Source organism: Pedobacter ginsengisoli, from assembly GCF_002736205.1.
GTDB lineage: Bacteria > Bacteroidota > Bacteroidia > Sphingobacteriales > Sphingobacteriaceae > Pedobacter > Pedobacter ginsengisoli_A.
On the sequence record NZ_CP024091.1, the window covers coordinates 2,148,236 to 2,169,902 of the forward strand.

20 protein-coding genes are annotated in these 21,667 nt (G+C 35.8%); 8 read left to right on the forward strand and 12 right to left on the reverse strand.

The genetic code is table 11. The annotated features are described in order from the left end of the window. Positions 1–5: 5 nt before the first annotated feature. A complete protein-coding gene (recQ, locus tag CPT03_RS08870) occupies positions 6–2,195 on the reverse strand; it encodes a DNA helicase RecQ (protein ID WP_099438519.1) in 2,190 nt (729 codons plus the stop codon). 89 nt (positions 2,196–2,284) lie between these two features. On the opposite strand from recQ, the gene CPT03_RS08875 reads away from it, so the two are divergent. Then, positions 2,285–3,250, forward strand: a complete 966-nt coding sequence (locus tag CPT03_RS08875) for an SIS domain-containing protein (protein ID WP_099438520.1) — start codon at positions 2,285–2,287, stop codon at positions 3,248–3,250. Positions 3,251–3,269: 19 nt separating this feature from the next. After that, complete coding sequence (locus CPT03_RS08880) at positions 3,270–4,361, forward strand: mannose-1-phosphate guanylyltransferase (RefSeq protein ID WP_099438521.1); 1,092 nt, start codon at positions 3,270–3,272, stop codon at positions 4,359–4,361. A gap of 71 nt (positions 4,362–4,432) precedes the next feature. On the opposite strand, the gene rlmB is transcribed toward CPT03_RS08880, so the two are convergent. Next, entirely contained in the window at positions 4,433–5,200 is a 768-nt protein-coding gene (gene rlmB / locus CPT03_RS08885; RefSeq protein ID WP_099438522.1) for a 23S rRNA (guanosine(2251)-2'-O)-methyltransferase RlmB, read from the reverse strand. Positions 5,201–5,406: 206 nt separating this feature from the next. Between rlmB and dnaB the strand changes: the two genes are divergently transcribed. Then, positions 5,407–6,981, forward strand: coding sequence for a replicative DNA helicase (dnaB, locus tag CPT03_RS08890; RefSeq protein ID WP_099438523.1), 1,575 nt, complete (start codon positions 5,407–5,409; stop codon positions 6,979–6,981). A 16-nt stretch (positions 6,982–6,997) separates the two neighbouring features. Here the strand turns inward: dnaB and chrA are convergent, their stop codons facing one another. Continuing rightward, entirely contained in the window at positions 6,998–8,200 is a 1,203-nt protein-coding gene (chrA, locus tag CPT03_RS08895; RefSeq protein ID WP_245870010.1) for a chromate efflux transporter, read from the reverse strand. Positions 8,201–8,211: 11 nt separating this feature from the next. Further along, positions 8,212–8,547 carry a tetratricopeptide repeat protein gene (locus CPT03_RS08900; protein ID WP_099438524.1) on the reverse strand — a complete coding sequence of 112 codons (336 nt, stop codon included), beginning with the start codon at positions 8,545–8,547 and terminating at the stop codon, positions 8,212–8,214. Positions 8,548–8,633: 86 nt separating this feature from the next. On the opposite strand from CPT03_RS08900, the gene CPT03_RS08905 reads away from it, so the two are divergent. The 5 genes from CPT03_RS08905 to CPT03_RS08925 are packed head-to-tail and all read left to right on the forward strand — an operon-like array spanning position 8,634 to position 13,555. Next, positions 8,634–9,371: an electron transfer flavoprotein subunit beta/FixA family protein gene (locus CPT03_RS08905; protein ID WP_099438525.1), complete on the forward strand. Its 738-nt coding sequence runs from the start codon at positions 8,634–8,636 to the stop codon at positions 9,369–9,371. A gap of 45 nt (positions 9,372–9,416) precedes the next feature. Further along, complete coding sequence (locus CPT03_RS08910; RefSeq protein WP_099438526.1) at positions 9,417–10,388, forward strand: electron transfer flavoprotein subunit alpha/FixB family protein; 972 nt, start codon at positions 9,417–9,419, stop codon at positions 10,386–10,388. Positions 10,389–10,438: 50 nt separating this feature from the next. Next, complete coding sequence (locus CPT03_RS08915) at positions 10,439–11,053, forward strand: bifunctional nuclease family protein (RefSeq protein WP_099438527.1); 615 nt, start codon at positions 10,439–10,441, stop codon at positions 11,051–11,053. Between the two features lie 58 nt (positions 11,054–11,111). After that, positions 11,112–12,377, forward strand: a complete 1,266-nt coding sequence (locus CPT03_RS08920; protein ID WP_099438528.1) for a nucleoside permease — start codon at positions 11,112–11,114, stop codon at positions 12,375–12,377. A 44-nt stretch (positions 12,378–12,421) separates the two neighbouring features. Beyond that, positions 12,422–13,555 carry a DUF3667 domain-containing protein gene (locus CPT03_RS08925; RefSeq protein WP_099438529.1) on the forward strand — a complete coding sequence of 378 codons (1,134 nt, stop codon included), beginning with the start codon at positions 12,422–12,424 and terminating at the stop codon, positions 13,553–13,555. Positions 13,556–13,612: 57 nt separating this feature from the next. Here CPT03_RS08925 and CPT03_RS08930 read toward each other — a convergent pair whose 3' ends face one another. From CPT03_RS08930 to topB, 8 genes are all read right to left on the reverse strand, one after another. Next, positions 13,613–14,902 carry a citrate synthase gene (locus CPT03_RS08930; protein ID WP_099438530.1) on the reverse strand — a complete coding sequence of 430 codons (1,290 nt, stop codon included), beginning with the start codon at positions 14,900–14,902 and terminating at the stop codon, positions 13,613–13,615. A 122-nt stretch (positions 14,903–15,024) separates the two neighbouring features. Continuing rightward, positions 15,025–15,564 (reverse strand): DUF3347 domain-containing protein, encoded by a 540-nt coding sequence (locus tag CPT03_RS08935; RefSeq protein WP_099438531.1) that lies wholly within the window; start codon positions 15,562–15,564, stop codon positions 15,025–15,027. A gap of 303 nt (positions 15,565–15,867) precedes the next feature. Beyond that, positions 15,868–16,371, reverse strand: coding sequence for a hypothetical protein (locus tag CPT03_RS08940; protein WP_099438532.1), 504 nt, complete (start codon positions 16,369–16,371; stop codon positions 15,868–15,870). Positions 16,372–16,471: 100 nt separating this feature from the next. After that, positions 16,472–17,410, reverse strand: a complete 939-nt coding sequence (gene miaA / locus CPT03_RS08945) for a tRNA (adenosine(37)-N6)-dimethylallyltransferase MiaA (protein WP_099438533.1) — start codon at positions 17,408–17,410, stop codon at positions 16,472–16,474. After that, positions 17,410–18,228 carry a hypothetical protein gene (locus tag CPT03_RS08950; RefSeq protein ID WP_099438534.1) on the reverse strand — a complete coding sequence of 273 codons (819 nt, stop codon included), beginning with the start codon at positions 18,226–18,228 and terminating at the stop codon, positions 17,410–17,412. The genes miaA and CPT03_RS08950 overlap by 1 nt, the downstream gene beginning before the upstream one ends. Further along, a complete protein-coding gene (locus CPT03_RS08955) occupies positions 18,219–18,596 on the reverse strand; it encodes a hypothetical protein (RefSeq protein ID WP_099438535.1) in 378 nt (125 codons plus the stop codon). The genes CPT03_RS08950 and CPT03_RS08955 overlap by 10 nt, the downstream gene beginning before the upstream one ends. Positions 18,597–18,656: 60 nt before the next feature. Then, positions 18,657–19,748, reverse strand: coding sequence for an MBL fold metallo-hydrolase (locus tag CPT03_RS08960; RefSeq protein ID WP_099438536.1), 1,092 nt, complete (start codon positions 19,746–19,748; stop codon positions 18,657–18,659). Positions 19,749–19,806: 58 nt separating this feature from the next. Then, a complete protein-coding gene (gene topB, locus CPT03_RS08965; RefSeq protein ID WP_099438537.1) occupies positions 19,807–21,666 on the reverse strand; it encodes a DNA topoisomerase III in 1,860 nt (619 codons plus the stop codon). Between the last annotated feature and the right edge of the window lies 1 nt (position 21,667).

Consider the following 21,667-nt stretch of genomic DNA (forward strand, 5'->3'; position numbering starts at 1 on the left):
TATTGTTAGTTACCAAGTTCTGACATGAACTTAATACGCATAAGCTGTATTTCTTCACGAGAATAATCTGATTCTCCTAATTCTTTTAATGCATCGTCAATTGAGTCGTTTTCTGCTGATTGAAAATAATCAAATACCTCATCCTGGCGATCTTCGTCTATTACTTCGTCAACAAAATAGCTAAGATTTAGTTTAGTACCTGAGTTTACAATTGCTTCTACTTCTTTCAGGATATCATCGTATGTGATACCTTTTGATTTTGCAATATCTTCTAATCCAATTTTTCTATCTATATTTTGAATTATAGATACTTTAAGCTGGGATTTATTGGCCTGAGTTTTAATTATAAGGTCAATAGGACGCTCAACATCATTATCCTCTACATATTTTTTGATAAGTTCAAGGAAAGAGCTCCCGAATTTAAGTGCTTTTCCATGCCCAACTCCAGAAATTTGCTTCAATTCGTCCATTGTAATTGGGTAATGAGTACACATCTCTTCTAAAGATGGGTCCTGAAACACTACAAAAGGAGGTACATTTTTTTGTTTAGCTATTTTCTTTCTTAGATCTTTCAGTAATTGTAGTAACTGGGCATCCACTGCTCCGGTACCATGCTTCACATCATCCTCGTCATCGTCAGCAGCATTTTCTATTGGTTCATTCAGAACAAATTTAAGAGCATATGGATTTTCAATAAAGCTTAATCCGCTATTGGTTAACCTAAGCAGGCCATAATTATCTATATCCTTTGATAAGAAATTATTCAACACAGCCTGTCGGATAAGTGATTTCCAATGATTTTCACCTTCAACAACTCCTAAACCAAATTCTGGAAGTTTACTATGCTCATAAGCAATTGTTTGAGCAGTTTCATTTCCCAAAATAACGCTTAGTATATGGGCGTCATCAAACTTCTCTCCTATTTTCTTAATTAACTTTAACAGAACAAGCAGAGATTCTTCTGCTTCAAATAGTTTTTTAGGCTTCTTACAATTATCGCACATGCAATTACAACCGGTCTCATTAAAGTTTTCGCCAAAGTAATGAAGAATCTGTTTTCTTCGGCATACCCCTGATTCGGCATAATCAATAACTTCCTTTAATATCTGGGTACCTATTTCACGTTCAGATACAGGCTTATCTTTCATAAACTTTGCAAGCTTATCTACATCCTTCTGAGCGTAGAAAGCAATACAAACACCCTCTCCGCCATCGCGGCCAGCCCTTCCAGTTTCCTGATAGTACCCTTCCATACTTTTAGGAATATCGTGGTGGATAACAAAACGAACATCGGGTTTATCTATTCCCATACCAAAAGCTATAGTTGCTACAATAACCTCTACGTCTTCCATAAGGAATTTATCCTGAGTTTCGGCCCTAACCTTAGGTTCAAGACCAGCATGATAAGGTAATGCCTTAATACCATTAAGATTTAAGGTTTCGGCAACTTCTTCTACCTTTTTGCGGCTCAGACAATAAATGATACCTGATTTTCCGGTATTGTATTTTATATACCTGATAATCTCCTTAATAACATCTCTTTTAGGTCTGATTTCATAAAACAAATTAGGTCTGTTAAATGATGACTTAAATAAGGTAGCATCAGACATTTGCAGGTTCTTTATAATATCTTGCTGAACCTTAGGAGTTGCGGTTGCTGTTAATGCTATAATTGGAATTTCTTCGCCCAGACCTTGTATAACCTGCCTGATTTTCCTGTACTCTGGTCTAAAATCATGTCCCCACTCCGATATACAGTGAGCTTCATCAACCGCCACAAAAGAAATCTTAATTAATTTTAAGAAATCAATATTATCTTGCTTAGAAAGTGATTCGGGGGCAACGTATAACAATTTTGTTTGTCCATTAAGCAGATCACTTTTAACTTGGGTAATTTCGGTTTTATTTAAAGAAGAATTTAGAAAGTGTGCAATACTATCACTCCCTCCAAATGCCCTTAACTGATCAACCTGATTTTTCATCAATGCAATTAATGGCGATATTACTATGGCAGTTCCTTCTTCCATTAAAGCAGGCAACTGGTAGCAAATGGACTTCCCCCCACCTGTAGGCATTATAACAAACGTATTTCTTTTTTCAAGAATATTGGTGATGATAGACTCCTGATCACCTTTAAAATTATCAAAACCAAAAAAGGTTTGTAAGTTGTCAAACAACGACTTTTTCACATCCATTTCGTGTATAAAATATTCAGTGCTATTTTTACTTCAAAATAACATAATTTTGCACAAATTCAAAGCATCAATATACTAAATAATTCTGTTTGAAAAGTAAAAAATCTATTATCGAGGACGCTGTTAGCACTTTACAGTTAGAAGCTCAGGCTATTTTAGGCTTAATTGAAAACATAAATGATGATTTTGTTAAGATTATTGACCTGATTATTGCAAGTGAGGGGCGGGTAATTGTTACTGGAATTGGAAAGAGCGCCATTATTGCTCAAAAAATTGTAGCAACTTTTAACTCAACCGGTACTCCGGCAATCTTTATGCATGCTGCAGATGCTGTACACGGAGACCTTGGAATGATCCAAAAAAATGATGTTGTTATCTGCATTTCTAAAAGTGGTAATACTCCAGAAATTAAGGTATTAACGCCACTCCTTAAGCAGGCTGGTAATGTTATGATTGGGATGGTTGGCCAGTCGAATTCTGATTTAGCATTGCAGGCCGATTTTATTTTAAATACATCAGTTACAAAAGAAGCATGCCCGCATAACCTGGCACCTACTACCAGTACCACTGCCCAGTTAGCTATGGGAGATGCTTTAGCTATTGCATTGTTAAATGCACGTAATTTTAATGAAGAGGATTTTGCACGCTACCACCCAGGTGGAGCCCTTGGTAAAAAGTTATACTTAAAAGCCGGAGATATTGCGCTAAAGAACGAAAAACCAAGTATTCATCCTTCGGCATCAGTTAAAGATGTTATAATAGAAATTAGTCAAAACCGTTTGGGTGCTGTTGTTGTTATTGAAGGCAATGTGATTTTGGGGATAATTACTGATGGTGATATTCGTAGAATGTTGGAAAAACATTCTAATTTAGCCGACATTAAAGCTAGTGACTTAATGAACCCAAATCCGAAAAAAGTAGACAGAGAGGTTTTAGCAATGAATGCTTTGGATATGATAAAAGATAATAACATTACCCAGTTACTGGTTACAGATAATGGAACCTATTTTGGCATGATACATTTTCACGACCTTTTACAGGAAGGTATAATTTAACGAGACGCTAATATCAGATATGAATAATAACAATTATGCCTTAATAATGGCTGGTGGGGTTGGAAGCCGTTTTTGGCCCGTTAGCAGAACAGAATACCCTAAGCAATTTATTGATTTTTTTGGTGTTGGAAAAACACTTATACAAAGCACCTACGATCGTTTTTTAAAGATCTGCCCGCCAGAGAATATATTTGTAGTAACTAACGAGATATATACACATATCGTTAAAGAACAACTGCCAGATTTAAATGAAAATCAAATACTGGCAGAACCTATAATGAGAAATACAGCGCCTTGTGTTTCTTATGGATCAATGAAAATTGCTCAGATTAATCCAAATGCAACAATAGTAGTAGCACCTTCTGATCATACAATTACTAATCAGGATGCTTTTATTGCGGCTATTGAACAATCATTAAATGCAGCAGCGGAAAATGATTGCCTGATTACCCTAGGCATAAAACCTAGCAGACCTGATACCGGCTACGGCTATATTCAATATACATCTGGTACTTTAAAAACGGACGAACAGATTCATAAAGTGAAAATCTTTACTGAAAAGCCAAATTTAGATCTGGCAAAATCCTTTATTCAAAGTGGCGACTTTTTATGGAATGCCGGGATTTTTATATGGTCTGCAAAATCAATTAACAATGCTTTTTCTAAACATTTACCGGATATGTACGAGATATTTCATCAGGGAAATGATTTATATAATACACCAAGTGAAATTGAATTTATAGGAAATGCGTATTTACAATGCACCAACATTTCTATTGATTTCGGGATTATGGAAAAAGCAGACAATGTTTATGTGCTTCCTGCAGATTTTGGTTGGTCTGACCTTGGAACGTGGGCTTCTATATATGATATTGCCGAACATGATTATGTTGGTAATGCGGTAATCCCTTCAGAAAAAGTGATGATGTTTAACTCATCTAACTGCATGGTAAATGTACCAAATAATAAACTTGTGATTTTACAGGATCTGCATGACTATATTGTTGTAGAATCAAACGATACCTTATTAATTTGCCCAAGATCAGCTGAACAAAGCATAAAGCAAATTGTTGCTGATGTAAAGTCGAAATTCGGGACAAAATATATTTAACCCATTTAAAGAAGATATTCTTAGTGCAGGACTTTCACCGGCACTAAGAATTCAATACCTGAACTTTAAGCCTAAAGTGAGCGTTGTCTTATTGCCTCGTATAAAATAATACCTGCCGAAACTGATACGTTTAATGAACTGATTTCACCCATCATCGGGATTTTAGCCAAGTGATTGGCCATTCTCATAATTTCATTTGAAATCCCTTCATCCTCAGCTCCCATTACTATAGCAGTTGGAACTGTATAATCCGGAACATATATTAAATCGTCTGTTTTTTCAGTACATGCAACAACTTGTAATCCGCATTCCTGTAAAAACAATGCTGTTTTTTGCAAACTAGCGTGTCGGCATACAGGTATACTAAACAAAGCTCCGGCTGACGTTTTAATTGCATCTGCATTAATCTGAGCCGAATTTTTAGTAGGTACAATTATAGCATGAACACCTGCGCAGGCAGCAGTTCTGGCAATTGCCCCCATATTTCTTACATCTGTTATTCCATCAAGGATTAATACCAATGGTGTTTCTCCTTTTTCATAAATTAATGGAATGATATCTTCTATTTTCTGAAATGTAATAGACGAAATTACAGCAATCACTCCCTGATGATTTTTCTTCGTCATCCGGTTCAATTTTTCTACTGGAACATTATGTACAGGGGCATCAACCTCTTTTAGTAATTGCTTTAACTCCAAAATAATCTCGCCAGTTAAACCACGTTGTATATAAATGCTCTCTATATCCTTACCAGCCTTAATAGCCTCTATTACTGCACGTATACCAAATACGAACTCATTATTTTCTTTAGGTCTGGCTGACCTTCTTGAGTTTTCCATTTCTTTTAAATTGAAGCGCAAAAATAGCTCAAAAATTGCGATTAATTTAACCTAATTTGTAAGATCGATTGTTTTGCTTATCAACATATTACTGTTAGGAATTTTTTCGAATTCATGAAACTAATATAAAGATGAATGTATTTTACTTGTGGGAATGTTCATAAAGATTTTAAGAAGGGACCTAATTTTTGTCTATTTTTGTATCCATGAGCAGCGATAACGGAACACAAGGACAAGACAAGGCGAACTTTACAGCACGAAAAAATAGACTAAACAACTCTATGACTGCTATGGGGAAGATTCCGCCACAGGCTATAGACCTTGAAGAAGCTGTTCTTGGTGCATTGATGCTCGAAAAAGATGCACTATCTACCGTAATTGATATTTTAAAGCCAGAAGTGTTTTACCATGAAGGGCATAAAAAAATCTTTGAAGCAATTCAGGGGCTTTTCCAAAAATCTAAGCCTGTAGATATTTTAACTGTTACCTCTGAAATGAGATCACTGGGACAATTAGAAATGATTGGCGGTGCTTATTACATTACTAACCTTACAAACAGAGTAGCTTCGGCCGCTAATATAGAGTTCCATGCACGTATTATTTCCCAAAAATATATTCAAAGGGAACTGATCAGAATATCATCAGAGATTATTCAAAATGCCTATGAGGATACTACCGATATATTTGATTTGCTGGATCATGCTGAAAAGAACTTATTTGATATCGCTCAAAACAACTTAAGAAGAGATACTCAAAAGATGGATGAGATTGTAAAACAATCTTTAGCTACTCTGGAAGCACTTCGTGGTAAGAGCGATGGACTAACGGGTGTTCCATCCGGTTTTACTGATCTAGATCGTATTACAGGTGGATGGCAACCTTCAGATTTAGTGATTATTGCGGCTCGCCCGGCAATGGGTAAAACAGCATTCGTGCTAACCTGTGCTCGTAATGCATCTGTAGAATTTAAAAGACCTGTTGTTGTATTCTCATTAGAGATGTCGTCAGTTCAGTTGGTAAATCGTTTGATATCAGGGGAAACTGAGATAGAACAGGAAAAAATAAGGAAAGGGAATTTAGCAGAATGGGAATGGCAACAGCTGCACAGCAAGATAGGAACTTTAACAGAAGCTCCTTTATTAATAGATGATACTCCTGCTCTTAACATCTTCGAATTCAGAGCAAAATGCAGAAGGCTTAAATCTCAATACGACCTACAACTTATCATCATCGATTATTTACAGTTGATGCATGGTAAAGGAGAAGGACAAGGTGGTGGCGGTAACCGTGAGCAGGAAATTGGTAGTATATCAAGGGCTCTTAAATCAGTTGCCAAGGAACTAAATGTACCTGTACTTGCCTTATCACAATTGAGTCGTGCGGTAGAGAGTCGTCCAGGTGTTAACGGGAAACGACCAATGCTATCAGATTTGCGTGAATCTGGGTCTATTGAGCAGGATGCCGATATGGTACTATTTTTATATAGACCAGAATATTATGGTATTACTGAAGATGAACAAGGGCGTTCTCAAGCAGGTATTGGTGAAGTAATTATTGCAAAACACCGTAACGGTGAAACCGGAATTGTACCACTTCGTTTTATTGGTAAGTATGTGAAATTTGCGGATTTGGAAGAGAGCTTCTCAGCTCCTAGTTCATTCTCTATGGAAAGTCCAAGTGCTGGTATGCATCCATCACAAGATTTTGACAGGCCTGCAGGGAATGTGATCATTAAGCCATCACGTATGGACGACATGCATGATGAAGATGCTCCGTTTTAAACAGCTATTCTTTTAGCTATAGAAAGTAGCCTAACAATATACCGGCAAGAACAATAAATGGAGGACTTATTTTGGTAAAATTCAGAATAAGAAATGTTACTATTAATACTGTTATTGAAGTAAAATCCAATCCTATTGGTTGTACAAGCAGAATAAATGCAGCAATAATAAAGCCCACACTTACCGCATTTATACCTGACAGTGAATATTTAATGCGTGCTATCTTTTTAAGATCTTCCCAAAACGGAACAATAAATAATACCAGAATCAATCCTGGTAGGTTGATCCCTAAAACAGCAACTATGCCTCCTGTTATCTGTCCTGTTATTCCATAGCCAAAGTTTCTCATACTTAACGCTCCAACATAACTTGTAAATGAGAATGTAGGCCCTGGTAAAGCTTGCTGCAATGCAAAGCCGGATAGAAAGCCTGAAGAATGCAGATAATGTTTCATCTGCACAAATTCAGTAAACATAAGTGGGACAAGTACTTGCCCACCACCAAAAATAAAGATGCCGTTACGGTAAAAGTTCTCAAACAGCCTAATAGGTAAGCTAAATGGCGATGTACGGTTAATAATAGCACCCAATAGAGCCAAAAACAACAATAGACCAACAAAATAGACCAGTTTTTTACGATTTATATTTGAAAACAATTTTACCCGAATCTCACTTTCTTCTTTCGGGGCATCTAAAGCAGATGAAATCATGCCTCCTATTAAAATTGCCATAGGAAAAACGTAAGCATTTCGTAATACTAAAGTTGAAATTATAGCCGAAATAGCAAGAAATACGGACAATTGAGAAACAAGTACTCTTTTTGAAAGGTTATATGCCCCAAACGCAACTATCCCCAAAGCTATCGGCTGTATGTATTCGAGTATCTCTACGAATTTTTCTTTATGATCAATCTTTGCATAACTGATAGCTGCAAAGGTCATAACTGCTGCAGAAGGGAAAATCCAGATTATAAACGTTATTAAAGAAAGTTTTAACCCTCCTACTTTATAAGCAATACCAACCAATGTTTGAGTAGATGCAGGACCAGGCAATACCTGAGCAAGGGCATTTAGTTCAAGCAATTCCTCTTCTGTTATGTATTTAACATCCCTTACAAAATACCGCAACAATAAAGCAAGATGTGCCTGTGCACCTCCAAAAGCAGTGAATGTGAACAATATCACATTTCTGATAAACAAAAGTTGCCTCTTACTGCTCAATGTGCTATTAATTAATCATCTTCATAATCAAGCCCTGCTGCAGAATTATATGCACCCTGTAGCTCAGAAAAAGCATGCATATCTCTTTTATTTCTGGCCGCAAGCATTCCTTTTTGATATATCTCTATCCCTTCGTCGGTTTTCCCCGATTTTTCATAAAGTTTACCTAAATGATAGTACGTTCCAACGTAATCCGGGTGCTCAGCTACAAGTTTCAAATAATACTCAAATGCTTTTTCGGTATCGTTTGCTGAATTATATTCTGTAGCAAGGGCATATAAAATGAACGGATCATTAGGATCGCTCTCTAAAAAGTTTAATAGTTTGGCTAATCGGGTACTTTGCATTTTTTATCCCTGCTTTTTTAATTAGATTTGCAAAAAGACAATTTTAGCTAAAACAGCTTCATTACCTTTAAAACAAATTTATACATATGAAAATATTAGTTTGTATCAGTAATGTGCCCGACACAACAACAAAAATAACTTTTACCAACGATAATACACAATTCAATACTACAGGTGTACAATTTATTGTTAACCCTTATGATGAGATCGCCTTATCAAGAGCTATTGAACTTTGTGAAGGTGGTAAGGGTACGGTAACCGTAATAAATGTTGGAGAAAGCCAGACAGAACCTACCATACGAAAAGCCCTTGCTATTGGTGCTGATGACGCCGTAAGAATTAATGCTAGTCCAAGAGACGCTTATTTTACAGCTTATCAGATAGCAGAATATGCTAAAACTACTGAATTTGATATGATTCTTTGCGGTCGCGAATCTATAGATTATAATGGTTCTCAGGTTGCAGCAATGATTGGCGAATTCCTTGACATCCCGTCTATCTCTATCATTAAAAAATTAGATTATGATGGAACTACTGCAACAATTGACAGAGAAATTGAAGGTGGTAAAGAAGTTATTTCTGTAACCGGAAAATTCATTGCAAGCTGTGCAGAGGGAACAGCAGAGCCTAAAATACCTAATATGAGAGGTATTATGTCTGCAAGGACTAAACCTCTGGTAGTTGTTGAAGCTAAGGAAATTGAACAGGTTGCTAAAGTGCAGCAATTTGAAACCCCTGCTCCTCGTGGTGCAGTTAAACTGATTCCTGCTGAAGAGACCGCTAAATTAATCGACTTATTACATCAGGAGGCTAAAGTTATCTAACTGAAGTTCTATTTCAGAGTTTAAAAATTATTTAATAAAGATCGTATGTCAGTTTTAGTATATGTAGAACAAGTAGATGGCAAATTTAAGAAATCTGTTTTTGAAGCAGTATCTTATGCAAAAGCCATTGCAGATAAACAAGGTGGTGGTTTAACCGCTATATCTATTGGTAATGTTGATGAGAATGAACTTAAAGCATTAGGTAAATACGGAGCATCAAAAATTTTGAATGTTTCTAATGATCAACTTAAGAATTTCATAAATCAGGCCTATGCCTCAATTATTGCTGAAGCAGCTAAGAACGAGAATGCAGATGTAGTTGTTTTGTCTAACTCCTTTTCAGGAAAAGGATTAGCTCCTCGTATAGCTGTAAAGCTTAAGGCAGGATTAGTTGATGGGGCTATAGAATTACCTCAAACCGATAGCGGAAAATTTCTTGTTAAAAAGAATGCTTTCTCGGGCAAAGCTTTTGCAGTTACAGAATTAACTTCTTCAGTTAAAATTATTGCTTTAAATCCTAATGCCTTTGGCGTTAAAGAATCAGGAGTTGATGCAACTATTGAAGCGTTTAGTCCGGAAATTAAAGCAACTGATCTTACCGCTATTGTTAAAGAAATAGTAAGAGCCACCAATAAAGTTTCTTTGCCTGATGCAGAACTTGTTGTATCGGCAGGAAGAGGATTAAAAGGGCCTGAAAACTGGGGAATGATTGAAGAATTAGCTGACCTTTTAGGTGCAGCAACTGCTTGTTCTAAACCTGTTTCAGATGCTGACTGGAGACCACACTCAGAACACGTTGGACAAACTGGTATAGCTATCAGTCCAAATTTGTATATTGCTATAGGTATATCAGGTGCTATACAACATTTGGCTGGTGTTAGTTCATCGAAAGTTATTGTTGTAATCAACAAAGATCCTGAGGCACCTTTCTTTAAAGTTGCCGATTATGGAATTGTTGGTGATGCGTTTGAAGTTGTTCCGAAATTAATTGAAGCATTAAAAGCACATAAAGGTTAATTATTAAACACCATGCAAAGCCAAATTGACTTTGCATGGTGTTATTTAATATGAAAAAAGTAAAACTCGATATTGTTGGTTTATCATATAGCCAAACTCAATCAGGAGCTTATGCTCTTGTTCTTGGTGAAGTAAACGGAAGAAGACGTTTACCCATAATTATTGGTGCATTTGAAGCACAGGCTATTGCAATAGAAATTGAAAAAATGACTCCAAGCAGGCCGCTGACACATGACCTGTTCAAAACATTTGCGCAGACTTATAACATTGAAATACAGGAAGTTTTAATTTACAATCTGGTAGAGGGTGTTTTCTTTGCAAAGCTGATCTGCACGGATGGTGAAACCACCCATGAAATAGATGCCCGCACATCAGATGCCATAGCTTTAGCTGTCCGCTTTAATGCAGCAATTTACACCTATGAATTTATTCTATCCTCTGCCGGGATTGTAATTGAAGGAAATGATTTTCTTTTTCTTGAAAATATAGATGCCATTCCTAAAGAACAAGGTTCAGAAGATATTAGTACTTCTATTCCAGGAAGTAATTACAAGTCCTTAAGTATGGAAGAACTTCAGCAAAAGCTTCAGGATGCCATTGCAGAAGAAGCCTATGAAAAAGCGGCAAGAATTCGTGATGAAATAAATAAAAGAAATTCAGCATAACAATTTAAAATAGTTATATATTCATCCATAACTTTCAAAACCGACTAAACTATTATTTATGAATGTTAAGTTTCGCTTAACTCTAATGAATTTTTTGCAATTCTTTATATGGGGTTCCTGGCTCATTACTATCGGAGTTTATTGGTTTCAAAATAAAAAGTGGTCCGGATCGGAGTTTGGGGCTATTTTCTCTACCATGGGTATTTCTGCTATTTTTATGCCTGCACTAATGGGGATTATTTCAGATCGCTTTATCAATGCAGAGAAACTGTATGGCATTTTACACATTCTCGGAGCTATTAGTTTGTTCTCTTTACCACTGGTAGATAACCCTGCAACTTTTTTCTGGGTTATCCTGATTAACATGTTATTTTACATGCCGACGTTATCGCTATCTATAACTGTGGCTTATTCGGCTCTAAAAAGTGCTCAAAAAGATGTAGTTAAAGATTATCCACCTATAAGAATCTGGGGGACTATTGGGTTTATAGCTGCTTTATGGGTGGTAAGCCTTTCAGGAAATGAGGCTTCCTCTAATCAATTTTATATTGCATCTGGCGTTTCGTTATTTTTAGGCCTCTATGCCTTCACATTACCAAAGGCTCCCCCACTTGCTACCAAAATTGATTCAAAATCATTTGTTGATGCCCTGGGCTTAAGAGCTTTTACTTTGTTTAAGCAAAAGAAGTTTGCTGTATTTTTCTTTTTCTCTATGTTTCTGGGGGCTGCCTTGCAACTTACAAATGCTTATGGTGATACTTTTTTGCACGACTTTAAAAATATTCCTGAATATGAAAATTTACTTGCAGTTAAATATCCAGCTATTATTATGTCTATTTCTCAGATATCTGAGACTCTCTTTATTCTTGCCATACCCTTTTTTTTAAGAAAATTTGGAATTAAGTACGTTATGCTGCTGAGTATGCTAGCGTGGGTACTTCGATTTGGGTTATTCGCATTTGCTGATCCAGCAGGAGGATTATGGATGATCATCTTGTCTTGTATAGTATATGGTATGGCTTTCGATTTTTTCAATATCTCAGGTTCCTTGTTTATGGAAACTCAAATAGATGCCTCAATAAGAGGTAGTGCACAGGGCTTATTTATGATGATGGTTAATGGTTTTGGGGCTCTTTTTGGAAGTTTTACAAGCGGAGTAATTATTGATAAGTTTTTTACTTATGCTGACCATAGTAAGGATTGGCAAGGAATCTGGATTACATTTGCATCATATGCACTATTACTTGCTGTTATTTTTCCATTTATTTTCAAGTATAAACATAACCGTGCGGAGGCATCAGCTATAAAGGCAATGAGCCATTAACTCAATTGTTTTAAGATTTTTTAGTAACCTGTTTTAATAGATTTATGTCAACCGGTAAATATAGAAAAGAACACAACTGCCTTAATTGCGGGCAAACTGTAGAAAAACATTATTGCAGCAATTGCGGTCAGGCAAACCTAGAGCTCAAAGAAAACTTCTGGCAGTTCATTAGCCATAGCATTGCTCATTATTTCCATTTCGATAATAAATTTTTTCAGACTTTATCGCCTCTGCTTACTAAGCCAGGACAAGTTACATTAGATTATTTAGCTGGTAAAAGGGCCAGGTACATCAACCCTGTTAGCATGTACATCTTTGTCTCCATTGTTTATTTCATTGTAGTTCCAAATAAACTGGAACATAAAAGTGATGCAATAGAGATCCATTCTTCGGCAAGTAAGGATTCAGGAAAATCAAAAGTAGAAGCAATAAAAAAAACTTTAGAAGATGAAGACATTGATGAGGATTCTTTTATTGGAAAATCAGCAACCTATGTACAAAGAAAATTGGACTTAGTTGATTTTAAATCGCTAAGTTTCGCTGATCAGCAAAAGAAAATTAATGCACTTAAACATACAATTGATAGCTTAAAGACCGATGAATACGATAATTTGCTAAGGTCCTATCAGAAATATCACATCATTAAACAAGACAGTACTTATAGTTCATATTTGCTGAGGCAGCAAAAATTAAATGAGGCAGATCGCGATTCCTGGATCGATAGACTATTTAAGAAACGGGAAATTACAATAAACCAAAAATCGGCCTCAGGAAACTGGTCTGTAAAGGAAGAATTGGAGCATTACAGACCAAAGCAATACTTCTTATTGATGCCATTGCTTGCCCTATTTATTATGTGGAATTTTAGAAGAAACCACATCTATTATTTAGACCATCTTATATTTACAATACACGGAACAACTGCATTTTTTATTACTCAGATAGTTACAGTTCCTTTAAGGAGAGATTTGTTTGGCACTGAATCTACCTTTGGTGATTTAATTAAATGGGCCGTAACTATTGGAATTATATGGTATCTATACAAAGCTTTAACCGTATTTTATCAGCGTTCCAGGAAAGTGACTATTAAGAAGATGATTACGCTCAGTTTCCTGTATATGATGGCGGCATTTATTTCTGAATGGGTAATAGAACGTTTTATATATTACTTTGCGTAAATAAAAAAACCTTAGCTAAACAGCTAAGGTTTTTTTATTTAAGATATGTCGTTTAATCTATTTTCTGTTTTCTATACTAACAAATTCTCTGTTGGTATGACCTACATATATTTGACGAGGACGACCAATAGGTTCTTTATTTTCGTGCATTTCTTTCCATTGAGCAATCCATCCTGGTAAACGACCAAGAGCAAAAAGAACAGTAAACATATCTGTTGGGAAACCAAGTGCTCTGTAGATTATACCTGAATAGAAATCAACATTAGGATAAAGTTTACGTTCTACGAAGTAAGGATCACTTAAGGCAGCTTCTTCAAGTTTCTTGGCAATTTCTAAAACAGGATCATCAATACCTAATTTCTCTAAAATATCATCACATGCTTTTTTAATGATTTTAGCTCTTGGATCAAAGTTTTTGTAAACTCTATGACCAAAGCCCATCATACGGAAAGGGTCATTTTTATCCTTTGCTTTGTTAATCCATTTCTCTGTGTCTCCGCCATCTTCTTTAATACGCTCTAACATTTCAATTACAGCTTGGTTAGCACCACCATGCAATGGACCCCAAAGTGCGTCGATACCTGCAGATACCGATGCATACAAGTTACAGTCAGACGAGCCTACCATTCTCACTGTTGATGCAGAACAATTTTGCTCATGATCAGCATGCAGAATTAATAAAGTATTCATTGCGCTCACAACCACTGGATCTATTTCTATCTCCTCAGTACGTTGCCCAAAAATCATATTTAGGAAATTACTAACGTAATCAAACTTATTTTTAGGATAAATAAGCGGGTGACCTAATGATTTTTTATAAATGAAAGATACAATTGTAGGGAATTTAGCCAGCAATTTAATCATTGTTAAATCCATCGTTTCTGGTGATGAATTTGCATTTAATGATTCAGGATAAAAAGTTGACAATGAACAAACCAATGAAGACAATTGCGCCATTGGATGAGATTTTGAAGGATATCCGTCAAGGAATTTCTTCATATCCTCGTGGATTAAGGTATGTCTGCTAATTTGAGATTGAAATTCGCTTACCTCATTTTGTGACGGTAAATCTCCATATATAAGCAAATATGCTACTTCAAGAAATGTAGATTTTTCAGCTAGTTCTTCAATTGAATAACCACGATATTTTAAAATTCCTTTTTCACCATCAAGAAATGTAATAGCACTTTTTGTTGACCCTGTGTTTTTATAACCAAAATCTAACGTAATATGACCTGTTAAGTCTCTTAGTTTGGAAATATCAATGGCCTTCTCTCCTTCGGAACCTGTTATAACCGGGAATTCGTACACCTTCCCACCAATCTTAATTTCTGCAATATCTGACATATATATATCTTAAATTTATAATAAACAAAACTAACTAATCCTTTTCTATTAGAATTTAATCAACTATAACAAAGCTGTTAAATAATTATTAAATGTGGGTCAAAATCAAGTAAGATTAATAACTACTTACTGGCTTTAATTTCTTCCAAAACTGCCCCACAATCCATCATCGCATCTCCATAATACGGATTCTGAATCTGTTTTTCGGAAGCAAGCCAATCTCCTCCATCACCATTATTGGCCATAGGGCAATGTTGAACATAAATAGAACCCTTTTTTAGGTCTGCATGTTTAAACATCGCAATTACATCTAAACTCAAATATGTAAATTCCTTTCTTTGATTGGCAATATCTTTTGCCGAAGCTATTTTTTCTGCAATTACAGCAGTATTCTCACATCCTGGAAAATTTGTAAGACTGCTTTTTAGTTGTGTTGCTGCTTTTTGAGCATCTTCAAATTTTGATTCAACCAAAGCATCTTTTAAATAGATATAACCATCATAAATATTTTGAACTTTACTGTCGGTTAATTCAACAACAGCTGGGGCGGCTACTACTTTATTTTCGGATACGCTATCTGTTGAAGCTTGTGTATTTTTTTTATCTGTGTTTGTACAAGACAGAGCCATCAAAATGACCCCGGCCGCAAGATATTTTTTCATACTTTATCTATATTTTTATGAATCAATGAATCTAAAAGCAGATCTAAATTAGCAAAATCATGCTTGCATAGCTCTAAAATAGACCCATTACTTCGTTTTGTGGTTAAAATACCCATTTTTATTATAAATAACTAAAAAAATATGTGAAAAAATATCAGCCTTTTAATAAAATATTCAATTTCAGGGTGATAATTTGCCTCGGTTAACCTTAGCAGGTTCAACACTCAAGCTGTACATAATGTACTGCAAATAAAGAGCCCTGCCTGAAAATACAGGCAGGGCTCTTTATTCTATATTCAGTTGTTATAATTTAAACCCGTAAGCTATTCGCAAAGCAACCTGTCCTAAATTTCCACCTCCTTTTGAAAGGCCTTCATATTTTACCCCCAAGTCAAGTCCGTTACTCCATGAATAACCTAATGCAGGAGAATAAAGAAATGAAGTTCCAGAACCATTAGTTACTCCAAACGCTGCCCCAAGCTCACCTAATCCATAAAGTCCTGACCCTGATTCATCAAAGAATACTTTTACCCCCGCTTTTAGTGGGATATAACCAAAATCAGGAACATCAACTCCCCCAACTTCTTTTCCAAGGAAATGAGTATAGCCTGTAGTTACGGGAATGGATATTTGTTTTGAAACATCAAATTGAAGTCTGGCATCAGCTCCAATTGTAAAGCTATAAGCATCCTTAGTTGGGACTCCAAGATTGACCCCAATACCTAGTTTTTGAGCACTGGCATTAGTTGTAAAGAACAACGCCACCGCAGCTACTGCAGTAGCAAAGAATTTTGTAGATTTTTTCATTTGATCGTTCATTTAAATTTAGTGTATAAGTTTTCCCTATACATCTCACTATTTACAAATTGCATGCCACACATTAAAAAGAAAATTATTATCATACTATTTAACTTTGGCAGCCAAATTTCAGTTTGAAGGTATTTATAACTTCATCAAATAACTCATCAGCATTCAATTCTATATTAAACCAGTTTATTTCAACTCCATCTTTCTCCATTTTTCTAAAAAATGTCATTTGGCGCTTAGCAAACTGACAAATTGCTATAGCAAGCCTTTCTTTTAATTCAGGATAACTAAGCTCATCGAATAAGTAAGCTGCAATAAATTTATATTCCAAGCCATAAAATACAAGATCCTCTTTGGTAACGCCATCGGCAATCAATTTTTTCACTTCATCAATCATCCCTTCTTTAAACCTAAGCTCAAGCCGACTAATGATTTTATGTCTTCGAAGTTCAATATCAGAGCTTAAACCTATAACAAGCGAATTAAACTCAGGTCTTTCAATTGATTGTAAATTGTTATGCATAAGGTATTCTGCAATCTCAATTGCTCTAATCAATCTTTTGTGAGATGATTGATCTGCTTGTTTTATCAATTCTGCTGGGTAATCAAACAATTTTCTGCGTAACAATTCTTTATCAAAGTTTTTTAAAGAATCTCTTAACTCATTGTTTACAGGTATAGCGGTGTACTCATGATTTTGAAGAATGCTATGAACATACATCCCAGTGCCACCACAAAGAATTGGTATTGCACCCTTTTCAGATATTTTCTGAAAAATTGAGAAAAAATCTTCTTTAAATTCATTTACATTATACCTTTCACCGGCTTTCTTAATATCAATTAAATGATACGGAATAGCTTTTCCATTCAGCATATACTCATCAAGATCTTTACCGGTACCAATATCCATTCCCTTAAATATTTGCCTGCTATCGGCACTAATTATTTCTCCATTCAGTGCGTCAGCCACTTTTACGGCAAGTTTAGTTTTACCAGATGCAGTTGGGCCTAAAATGATTAATAAAGGGTTTTGGCGCATTATAAGTATAAAATATATTTCAAATTACCTGTATTATAAACCTTTACATACTCTTCAGCAGCTACATCTGGCTTTCCGTTAACAAATTCGATTGCTAATCGATGTGGGAAACGCCTAACCAAAGTGTCCAGTTTTAGCCAGATTTCTGCAGGGGGTGTAATATCGGTCAGCTTAAAACCCGACTGTTCATAAGCCTTTCCCAGCGACCAGTCTCTATCTGCATAGCTCATAATATCATCAGGTTTATAATTCCTAATAAAATACTGTAGCAGCTTTGTAAAGCCTCCAATTATGGTATAACCACTTAAACTTGCAAACCGTATCAATTCTGCTGATCTATAACCAGGTGCTAATCCTTTCATATATCTAAGATTACTGAAACAAACAACAGCAATAATCTGTTCATTTAAACTCAATGCAAATTTGTAATTAGATTTAGCGGATCCGAGCAAATGATTATGATCTAAAAAATCATCAACCTGCTTCTGAGTAATTTGAATAACTTTAGTTTTGCGGGCATGAATACGCTTATTCAGCCCAATAATGGATGAAATCCGCCCTATAACCTGAACTTTTCTTGTTAGCCATATATCTTCCCATAGGTGCAATAAAGAAATATTTTTTATTTGATATTGATCTTGTAGTAAAAGCAGGTCTTCAGGTCGATAGCTATTTTTAATTGAAATAAGATTAACTATTACTTCTCCTGTCCCAATGGACAGTAAACTATATTCCTTCGATTCAATATCATGAATTGCAATACCAAGATCTTCAAAACTGGTTATTACATCTTGTTTCCAAACTGGTTCTATACCCAACCTTTTTCTTTATAAAGTTTAAACCCTGCAGCCAGTGCATCTTCTATTTGCAACATCAATGTATCATCCAGCTTTTTAATATGAAAACATGATTTACCTTTCAACAATTTAAGCAATTCGGGATTAAAAATCTTCTTCATCTCAGGCTCTGTATAAACGGGCATATAATAAAACCCTACATGTCCCTTTTGTATAATAACGCTTGCAAAGAAAACTTCATTTCTTTTCTTTCCATCAATCACAACATTCCTATCACTCCAAAGATCAAAAGAAGTTTCGCTATTTATTCTATTACTAAAACCCACAGTAGCAAATGGCTGCAGTGATGCTCTAATGGTTTGAAAAATTTCTACAAAATCAGTTTTCATTGATTTAAGTTATTGATGAGTATCAATTAAACAACAGCTATCTATCAATATTGTTTACTATTATAAGTTATCGGCCAGCCACCATTTTGTTGCAGGGTAGTACTTATCCAAAATCACAGATTCCCCCATTAATGGCGTGGTAGTTTTCAAGTTTTCTTCATCAGCCTTATTTACGACTCTTATTATCGGCTCATTCCAATCGTGCATAGCTAATTTGAATTTTCCCCAATGGACAGGTAATAGAACCTGAGCTTTCAAATCAATGGCGGCCTGTACTGTTTGTTCAGGAAACATATGGATTAAAGGCCAATAAGCATTGTACTGCCCACACTCTAATATTGCAATATCAAAGGGTCCATATTGTTCACCTGCATTTTTAAAATGTGTATCATATCCTGAGTCACCACCTAAATACAATTTATTTTTTGATGTTTGTAAAATAAAGGCAGACCATGCTGTCTGGTTTCTTTTAAACAACCTTCCGGTAAAATGACGAGCAGGAAGTGCAATAAACTTGAGCGTATTTTGAGTTGTTTCCTCTCCCCACGACAGTTCAGTAATTTTATTTGCAGGTACTCCCCAATGCTCCAAATGTGAGCCTACACCTAACGAAACGATAAATCTCTTTGTTTTATCCTTTAACTTTAAAATAGCTTCATAATCCAGATGATCATAATGATCGTGTGTGATCAGTACAACATCTAGTTCTGGAAAATCCTCTGCCTTTATAAAATCCGTTCCCTGGAATCTTTTAGTACCAATAAAAGAAATTGGAGAAGGTCTTTCACTTAAAACCGGATCAACAAGTATGTTCTGTCCATCTGTTTGTACAAGATAAGAAGAGTGGCCAAACCAAATAACCTTAACATTGGAATCATCCTGTTCAAAATTAGGCTTAACAGTAGGTACAGAACCTTTCGGACTACCCTTATCATTTCCTTTCAACATTCCCCTTATCATATCCCAATAACTTACATTATCTGGCTTCATGGGTGTCGGCGATAAGTTCTCAAGTGCTCCATCTTTATAATTTGGCAACTTTTTTATGCGTTCTAAACGATTGCCTTCAGGCACACGTCCAAAAATAGGAAAGCTAAGCACCCAAACTGTTAGGAGTGTAAATGCTACAGCAAAAATTAATAAAGAATACATAATCTTCTTTTTCAGAATAACTTGATGCTAGTGAATATACTTACAAAAATACAATCTATTAACTTACTTTCTCAACAGGTTTCTCCTCCTTTGCAAACTTCTCTGCCAATCCCGTTCCCGATTGTAATAACTCATTAGTAATGGTTCTGGTATAGTCAGTAATCTCAGCTTTAAAATCGGCAACAGAGGCTCCTGAGCGAATTTCTTCCAGCCTTTTTTCCCATTGTCCAGTAAGCTCTGCCTGCGCAATTTTCTGATCCTTTACCACGTCATAAACCGCCAAACCTTTAGTAGTAGGCACTAAATTCCTTTTTTCCCTTACAATGTAATCTCTGTTAATCAAAGTTTCAATAATTGCTGCCCTGGTAGCAGGTGTACCTAATCCACTGTCTTTCATTGCATACCTCAACTCTTCATCTTCTATATCTTTTCCAGAGGTTTCAAGTGCCTTTAATAAAGATGCCTCGTTATACAAAGGTTTAGGCTTAGTTTGTTTTTCTAACAAAGCTTTATTTACAACCGGAAGCTCCTCGCCTACCTTTACCTTCGGTAAAGATGGATTTTCTTCATCCTTCTTATCATCATCTGATTCATTAAATACAGATCTCCATCCTGCAGAACGAATTACCGTTCCATTTGCCATAAAAACTGAGCCTGATTCAATTGTTATCTTTGTGATTTCCTTTACACATTCCTGATGAAAAGCTTCAAGCATCCTTCCCACTACCATGTCATAAATTGCTTGCTTATCACCGCTTAACTGATAAGGAGACTCGCCTGTAGGTAAAATTGCATGGTGATCGGTTACCTTCTTGGCATTTACGCTTCTCTTATTTAATGGCACTGTTAGCAGAAATTCAGCCTGCTTTCCAAAATCCTTATGTACCTTCAACTTATCTATTAGGTTTGGAACATTCGCGTACACATCATCGCCAATGTATCTGCTACCTGTACGCGGATAAGTAACCAATTTACTTTCATATAAGCCTTGTAACAAATTTAAAGTCTGGTCGGCAGTAAATCCCTTACGTTTATTAGCTTCTTGTTGCAAGCTACTCAAATCATGCAATAAAGGTGGTGGTTCCTTTCTTGGTTTTGCTTCAACGGTTAAAATTTTACCACCATTTGAAAAACCAGATGTAGTATCTTTAATTTTTGCAAACAATTCTTCTGCTTCTTCTTTTTTGTCAAAGTTATTTACAGATATTGCTTTAAACAGTTGACCATCCTTATCTAACTGTATTGCAAGCTGATAATATAATTGAGGCACAAAGTTCTTAATTTCCAGAAAACGCGAACAAATCATTGCCAAAGTAGGTGTTTGAACCCGTCCTAATGAAAGGACCGATCGCGCACCAGCCGATATACTAAGCGCCTGTGTTGCATTCATCCCCACCAACCAGTCCGATTCAGATCTACAATGTGCCGAATTAAAAAGCGTATCATAATCTGTTCCTGGTTTCAGATTTCTAAAGCCTTCCTTTATTGCCTCATCAGTTTGCGACGAAATCCATAGCCTTTTAAAAGGTTTTTTGCATTTCAAAAAATAGTAAATGTAGCGGAAAATAAGTTCACCTTCCCGCCCAGCATCCGTTGCTACAATTATCTCAGTAGCCTCATCAAACAATTTTTTAATGATATCGAGCTGTTTTCTAACACCAGGATCTTCAACTAAGCCATCCTTAGTTTTTATTTTCCTAATCCCTAACTTAAATTTTTTAGGCAGCATCGGTAAGTGTTGCCTTCTCCATCCTATAAATCCATACTCTTGTGGTGGAGCCAATTGAAGCAAATGTCCAAATGCCCATGTAAAAGAATATCCCTTACCCTCTATATAACCATCTTTTTTTGCTGTAGCACCGAAGACTTTAGCCAACTCACGCGCCACTGAAGGCTTTTCTGCAATAACAATCTTCATA

Excerpts from the sequence above, each read along its gene's own strand:
- recQ (WP_099438519.1), bottom strand. The coding sequence starts at position 2,195 with ATGGATGTGAAAAAGTCGTTGTTTGACAACTTACAAACCTTTTTTGGT.
- CPT03_RS08880 (WP_099438521.1), top strand. The coding sequence starts at position 3,270 with ATGAATAATAACAATTATGCCTTAATAATGGCTGGTGGGGTTGGAAGC.
- rlmB (WP_099438522.1), bottom strand. The coding sequence starts at position 5,200 with ATGGAAAACTCAAGAAGGTCAGCCAGACCTAAAGAAAATAATGAGTTC.
- dnaB (WP_099438523.1), top strand. The coding sequence starts at position 5,407 with ATGAGCAGCGATAACGGAACACAAGGACAAGACAAGGCGAACTTTACA.
- CPT03_RS08900 (WP_099438524.1), bottom strand. The coding sequence starts at position 8,547 with ATGCAAAGTACCCGATTAGCCAAACTATTAAACTTTTTAGAGAGCGAT.
- CPT03_RS08905 (WP_099438525.1), top strand. The coding sequence starts at position 8,634 with ATGAAAATATTAGTTTGTATCAGTAATGTGCCCGACACAACAACAAAA.
- CPT03_RS08910 (WP_099438526.1), top strand. The coding sequence starts at position 9,417 with ATGTCAGTTTTAGTATATGTAGAACAAGTAGATGGCAAATTTAAGAAA.
- CPT03_RS08915 (WP_099438527.1), top strand. The coding sequence starts at position 10,439 with ATGAAAAAAGTAAAACTCGATATTGTTGGTTTATCATATAGCCAAACT.
- CPT03_RS08920 (WP_099438528.1), top strand. The coding sequence starts at position 11,112 with ATGAATGTTAAGTTTCGCTTAACTCTAATGAATTTTTTGCAATTCTTT.
- CPT03_RS08925 (WP_099438529.1), top strand. The coding sequence starts at position 12,422 with ATGTCAACCGGTAAATATAGAAAAGAACACAACTGCCTTAATTGCGGG.
- CPT03_RS08930 (WP_099438530.1), bottom strand. The coding sequence starts at position 14,902 with ATGTCAGATATTGCAGAAATTAAGATTGGTGGGAAGGTGTACGAATTC.
- CPT03_RS08935 (WP_099438531.1), bottom strand. The coding sequence starts at position 15,564 with ATGAAAAAATATCTTGCGGCCGGGGTCATTTTGATGGCTCTGTCTTGT.
- CPT03_RS08940 (WP_099438532.1), bottom strand. The coding sequence starts at position 16,371 with ATGAAAAAATCTACAAAATTCTTTGCTACTGCAGTAGCTGCGGTGGCG.
- miaA (WP_099438533.1), bottom strand. The coding sequence starts at position 17,410 with ATGCGCCAAAACCCTTTATTAATCATTTTAGGCCCAACTGCATCTGGT.
- CPT03_RS08955 (WP_099438535.1), bottom strand. The coding sequence starts at position 18,596 with ATGAAAACTGATTTTGTAGAAATTTTTCAAACCATTAGAGCATCACTG.
- CPT03_RS08960 (WP_099438536.1), bottom strand. The coding sequence starts at position 19,748 with ATGTATTCTTTATTAATTTTTGCTGTAGCATTTACACTCCTAACAGTT.
- topB (WP_099438537.1), bottom strand. The coding sequence starts at position 21,666 with ATGAAGATTGTTATTGCAGAAAAGCCTTCAGTGGCGCGTGAGTTGGCT.